The organism is Sphingomonas bacterium, from assembly GCF_903643065.1.
Classification (GTDB): domain Bacteria; phylum Pseudomonadota; class Alphaproteobacteria; order Sphingomonadales; family Sphingomonadaceae; genus Sphingomonas.
The window spans coordinates 1-4,748 of record NZ_CAHJWX010000219.1; the positions used below are offsets into that span (position 1 = coordinate 1).

5 protein-coding genes and 1 tRNA gene are annotated in these 4,748 nt (G+C 69.4%); 3 read left to right on the forward strand and 3 right to left on the reverse strand.

Annotated features, from left to right (window positions below; genetic code table 11):
- Positions 1 to 162: 162 nt before the first annotated feature.
- Positions 163 to 1,629: an AMP nucleosidase gene (locus tag HUU95_RS08775; protein ID WP_174279766.1), complete on the reverse strand. Its 1,467-nt coding sequence runs from the start codon at positions 1,627 to 1,629 to the stop codon at positions 163 to 165.
- Between the two features lie 190 nt (positions 1,630 to 1,819).
- On the opposite strand from HUU95_RS08775, the gene HUU95_RS08780 reads away from it, so the two are divergent.
- A complete protein-coding gene (locus HUU95_RS08780) occupies positions 1,820 to 2,446 on the forward strand; it encodes a hypothetical protein (protein WP_174279767.1) in 627 nt (208 codons plus the stop codon).
- Between the two features lie 80 nt (positions 2,447 to 2,526).
- Here the strand turns inward: HUU95_RS08780 and HUU95_RS08785 are convergent, their stop codons facing one another.
- Complete coding sequence (locus HUU95_RS08785; protein WP_174279768.1) at positions 2,527 to 2,769, reverse strand: hypothetical protein; 243 nt, start codon at positions 2,767 to 2,769, stop codon at positions 2,527 to 2,529.
- A gap of 130 nt (positions 2,770 to 2,899) precedes the next feature.
- On the reverse strand, positions 2,900 to 3,061 hold the full coding sequence (locus HUU95_RS08790) for a hypothetical protein (RefSeq protein WP_174279769.1): 162 nt from the start codon (positions 3,059 to 3,061) through the stop codon (positions 2,900 to 2,902).
- Positions 3,062 to 3,169: 108 nt separating this feature from the next.
- On the opposite strand from HUU95_RS08790, the gene HUU95_RS08795 reads away from it, so the two are divergent.
- Positions 3,170 to 3,254, forward strand: a tRNA-Leu gene (locus HUU95_RS08795).
- Positions 3,255 to 3,313: 59 nt separating this feature from the next.
- On the forward strand, positions 3,314 to 4,748 hold a 1,435-nt coding region (gene tig / locus HUU95_RS08800), incomplete at its 3' end, for a trigger factor (protein ID WP_174279770.1).

The following is a 4,748-nucleotide window of genomic DNA, read 5'->3' on the forward strand; positions in this document are numbered from 1 at the left end:
GGGGCCGGCTTGTCGGCGTCGTTGGCGGGCGCGGGCGTGTCGGTGTCGTCGGCCATCGGATTGCAGCTCCCTACAATGTTGCAAAAGCGTAACGCATCTGTCGCGAATCGTTTCCTGGGGGCATTACGAAGCCGCATGCGGGACGCCGGCCGCGTCTCGGCCTCAGCGGAATGGCGGTTCGTCGAACGCGCGCAGCTTGCGTGAATGGAGCCGGTCGCCTTCGCGGCGCAATTGCTCGCATGCCTCGATGCCGATGCGCATATGCTCGCTGATCGCGCGCTCGTAGAAGCGGTTCGCCTGCCCCGGCAGCTTGAGCTCGCCGTGCAGCGGCTTGTCCGACACGCACAGCAAGGTGCCGTAGGGCACGCGAAAGCGATAGCCCTGCGCGGCGATCGTCGCCGACTCCATGTCGACGCCGACCGCGCGGCTGAGCGAGAAGCGCAGCGCTGAGCGCGAGTACCGCAGCTCCCAGTTTCGGTCGTCGGTGGTGACGATCGTGCCCGTGCGCAGCCGTCGTTTCAGCGCTTCGCCCGACTGGCCGGAGACGATCTCGGCGGCGCGCGCGAGCGCCACCTGCACTTCCGCGATCGCGGGCACCGGGATCTCGGGCGGCAGCACGTCGTCCATGATGTGGTCGTCGCGCAGATAGGCATGCGCTAGGACATAGTCGCCGATCCGCTGCGAGGGGCGCAGACCCCCGCAATGGCCGATCATCAGCCACGCCTCCGGTCGCATCACCGCCAGATGATCGCAGATCGTCTTGGCGTTGGAGGGGCCGACACCGATGTTGACCAGCGTGATGCCGGTGCCGTCGTCGGCCATGAGGTGATAGGCCGGCATCTGGTGACGCCGCCAGGCGCTGTCCGACACGACGCGGTCCGGATCATCACCCGCGTGCATCAGCACGCCGCCCGCGCCGGAGACGGCGGTGTATCGCGAGGGATTTCCGTTTGCGTCCGGCGCGAGCTGCGCCACCGCCCAGCGGACGAACTCGTCGACATAGCGATGATAGTTGGTGAACAACACGAAGCGCTGCGTGTGCTCGGACGGCGTGCCGGTGTAATGGCGCAGCCGCGCAAGGCTGAAGTCGGTGCGCAGCGCGTCGAACAGCGCGAGCGGGCGGGTCGCGTCCTGCGGCACCCACAACCCGTCCGCGACCTCGTCGCCGATGTGCTGCAGTTCGGTCGCGGGGAAGTAGCGCGCCAGCTCGGCGGCGGAGACCTGATCGAGGCTGAGCGCGTGGCCGGGATCGAGTACGTAGGGGAAGGGGATCTCTTGCCGGCCGGCCACCGCCTCCACCTCAACGCCGTAATCCTCGATCAGCAACGTCAGCTGCTCGGTGAGGTAATCGGCGAAGAGCGCGGGCTTGGTGACGGAGATGCGGTACTCGCCGGCGGTGACGAGACGGCCGAACGAGCGCAGCGGCGTCGGCCGCTCCTCGTTCCCAAAGCCGTCGGGACCGCGAAAGGCGAGGCGGATTTCGGGATAGGCGAAACTGCCGTCGTGGCGCGCGGTGGCGTCGGGACGGGTGCCGTCGGCCAGATAGGCGGTCAGCGCGGCCTGGAGGCGACCGACGGACGCGCGATACAGGCGGTCGAGTTCGGCGACGATCGTGGCGGCGCTTGTCATCCGGGGCGGGTAAGGCTCGCACGTGACGGAGGCAAGACGGACTGCCGTCATTCCGTCCAGCAACAGGGAGGAGGCCGGCCGCAGACGCAGGTGGAGGGCCCGAACCAGGTAGCGCGTGACCCGGCTGCCTATCCACTTGGCGCGGGCAAGTGCGATCTGTTAGGCGGCCGATCATGCAGGCGTACTGCCCATGATCGCCACCCTGCTCGCGGCAAGCATGCAGGCGACGGCCGATTACCGAGTCGAGCCGCTGGCGATCGACGCGCGGGTGGCGGATGTGATCGGACCCAAACGCTCGGGGAGCCTGTGCCTGCCGGCCGGCTCGATCGCGTGGCGCGAGGCCAGGCCCGATCCGGCGGATGCGCGCGAGGCTTTCGCGACGGGACTGCGCGTGGGAGGGATCGGCGCCGGGGACACCGGCAACCCCTTTTCCGAGAGCGGGCGCGGCGCAACCCGTGCGATCCGGGCGAGCCTGCGCGGCGTGCGGCTGAGCGCCTGCGTGCCGCCGGGCGGTCTGGGCCGGCTGTTGAACCGCGGACAGTCGGTCAAGGGCGATGGCGTGATGGCGGTGACGTGGCGGGTCTATGCGCGCTCGCAGGACGCGCCGATACTGACGGGCGCAACCTGCGTAACCTTCGCCTACCGCCAGGAGCGAGCGACACTGCCATCGATGACCCTGGCGGGTTTCGAAGCGGCGGGCCGGCAGGTCGCGGCCGACGTGCTGGCGGAGGGACGGTTAAAGGATGAGGAAGAGGCGAACTGCCGGCGGTTGGCGGCGCGGCCGGGGGCGACGTTCGTGGTGACGGGAGACGATTGAGCGCTTCCGCACGAGAAGCCTTGCGCCACTTCCCGCCGCCTGAGGTGGTTACCTCTCCCGCCGACGTGAGAGGGCGTTGCTCACTGCGCGTCCTTGTCTTGATTCTTGACCTCGCCACCGGTGCCGGCGTTACCGCTATAGTCGCCGGTGGCGGCGAGGGGACCGGCAGCAGGGGCGCCTTCGCCGCGGTCGACCGCGTCCGAGCGGGCCGCCACCGCCTGTTCCAGGTCGGAACGGGCGTCGTCGTCGCGGGCCTCGCCGGCGCTGTCCGGGTTGCCGAGCGCGAGGTCTTCGGGGGTCGTGTCCGGGTGGGGATCGGGCATTGAGAAGTCTCCATTTGCGGGGGGCCGTCACGGGGGTGAACCCCGTGACGTCGAAGCCCGACCTGCGGCCGGGCCCGGCCGGCCTTGCTGGTCTCGTGAATAGCGCGGCTATTCACGTGCCATCGGCGGCTCACATCTCCGGCTGCGTCACCGTACCTGGATCGGTGTTCGGCATGGTCGGCGCCGGCTGGTCATAGTCGGGCCCGGGCGGGCTGATCTCGGGTGACGGGCTGGTGCTGGGGACCGGCATCGGATCGAACGCCGGCGTTTCGGGCGGGGGCTGCGTGGCCATGGGAACGACTCTCCTTCACGTGCCCCAACGCGTGCGACACCCGCGCGGTTGCCTCCCGGCGCATCCCTCGCCTATACGCGCGCATTCACGGCGGGTCCGTATACTCAAGCGGGCGTGGCGGAACTGGTAGACGCAGCAGGTTTAGGTCCTGCCATCGCAAGATGTGGGGGTTCGAGTCCCTTCGCCCGCACCAGTCCTCCGCGCCGGCGGCGGGGCGACCCACCGGCCATCATTCCACGAGCAAGGGTTCCCATGCAAACGGTCGAAACGGTGAACGAGGGGCTCAAGCGCGCCTACAAGCTGACCATCCCGGCGCGCGAGATCGAGGCGCGCGTCGCCAGCGAGATCAAGCGCGTCGCGCCCCAGATGAAGATGCCGGGGTTCCGCCCCGGCAAGGTGCCCGCGAACCTGGTGCGCAAGATGCACGGCCCCGCGCTGATGCAGGACGCGCTCAACGCCGCCGTGCAGCAGGGCGTCCAGTCGCTGCTCGCCGAGCAGCAGCTGCGCCCCGCGATCCAGCCGGCCGTCGAGCTGGGCGAGGGCTATCAGCCCGGTGGCGACGCGGAGGTCAGCATCGCGCTGGAGGTCCTGCCCCAGCTGCCGACGCCCGCGATCGAGGGGCTTGCGCTGGAGCGACTGACCGTGCCGATCGACGAGGAGGCGGTGGAGGAGCGGTTGCGCAAGTTCGCCGATGGGCAGAAGAGCTGGGACGACGCCGGCGACAAGGCGGCCGACACCGGCGATCAGGTCACGATGGACTTCGCGGGCGCGGTGGACGGCGTCGCGTTCGAGGGCGGGACGGGGACGGACATGGCCGTCGAGATCGGCTCCGGCCGGCTGATTCCGGGCTTCGAGGACCAACTGGTCGGCGTCGTGGCGGGCGAGGCGAAGCAGATCGCCGTCACCTTCCCGGCGGATTACCAGGCGACCGAGCTGGCGGGGAAGCCGGCAACGTTCGATCTCCAGATCAAGTCGGTGAAGACGGCCGGCGAGAGCCAGATCGACGACACGCTGGCCAAGAACCTGGGGCTGGAGAGCCTGGAACAGCTGCGCGGGCTGGTACGCGGGCAGGTGGAGCAGGAGGGCAACGGGCTTACGCGGACGCATATGAAGCGAAAGCTGCTCGATCAGCTCGCCGCCGGGCATGATTTCGAGGTGCCGCCGTCGATGGTGGAGGCCGAGTTCGGCCAGATCTGGTCGCAGCTGGAGCACGAGGCCGAGCACGAGGCCGACCCCGCGGCAGCGCGCGCCGAGATGGAGGCGGAGCGCGACGATTATCGCCGCATCGCCGAGCGCCGCGTGCGGTTGGGGCTGCTCCTGTCCGAGATCGGGCAGGCGAACGGCGTCGAGGTGAGCTCGCAGGAGATGAACCGGTTGATCGCCGAGGCCGCGCAGCAATATGGGCCCGACGACCGCCAGCGCTTCGTTCAGTATATTCAGCAGGAGCCGATGGCCGCGGCGCAGCTGCGCGCCCCCCTCTACGAGGACAAGGTGGTCGACTTCCTGTTCGGCTGCGCGACGATCACCGATCGCGAGGCGACACGCGCCGAGCTGGAAGCCGCGATCGAGAGCGAGGACGGCTTCGCGACCGGCACGCACCTGCACGACCACGCGGATCACGACGATAATGATGGTGGTCACGAGCACGCCGGCCAAGATCACGAGGCGCAGGCGGCCGAGCCGGCCG

Excerpts from the sequence above, each read along its gene's own strand:
- HUU95_RS08775 (WP_174279766.1), bottom strand. The coding sequence starts at position 1,629 with ATGACAAGCGCCGCCACGATCGTCGCCGAACTCGACCGCCTGTATCGC.
- HUU95_RS08780 (WP_174279767.1), top strand. The coding sequence starts at position 1,820 with ATGATCGCCACCCTGCTCGCGGCAAGCATGCAGGCGACGGCCGATTAC.
- HUU95_RS08785 (WP_174279768.1), bottom strand. The coding sequence starts at position 2,769 with ATGCCCGATCCCCACCCGGACACGACCCCCGAAGACCTCGCGCTCGGC.
- HUU95_RS08790 (WP_174279769.1), bottom strand. The coding sequence starts at position 3,061 with ATGGCCACGCAGCCCCCGCCCGAAACGCCGGCGTTCGATCCGATGCCG.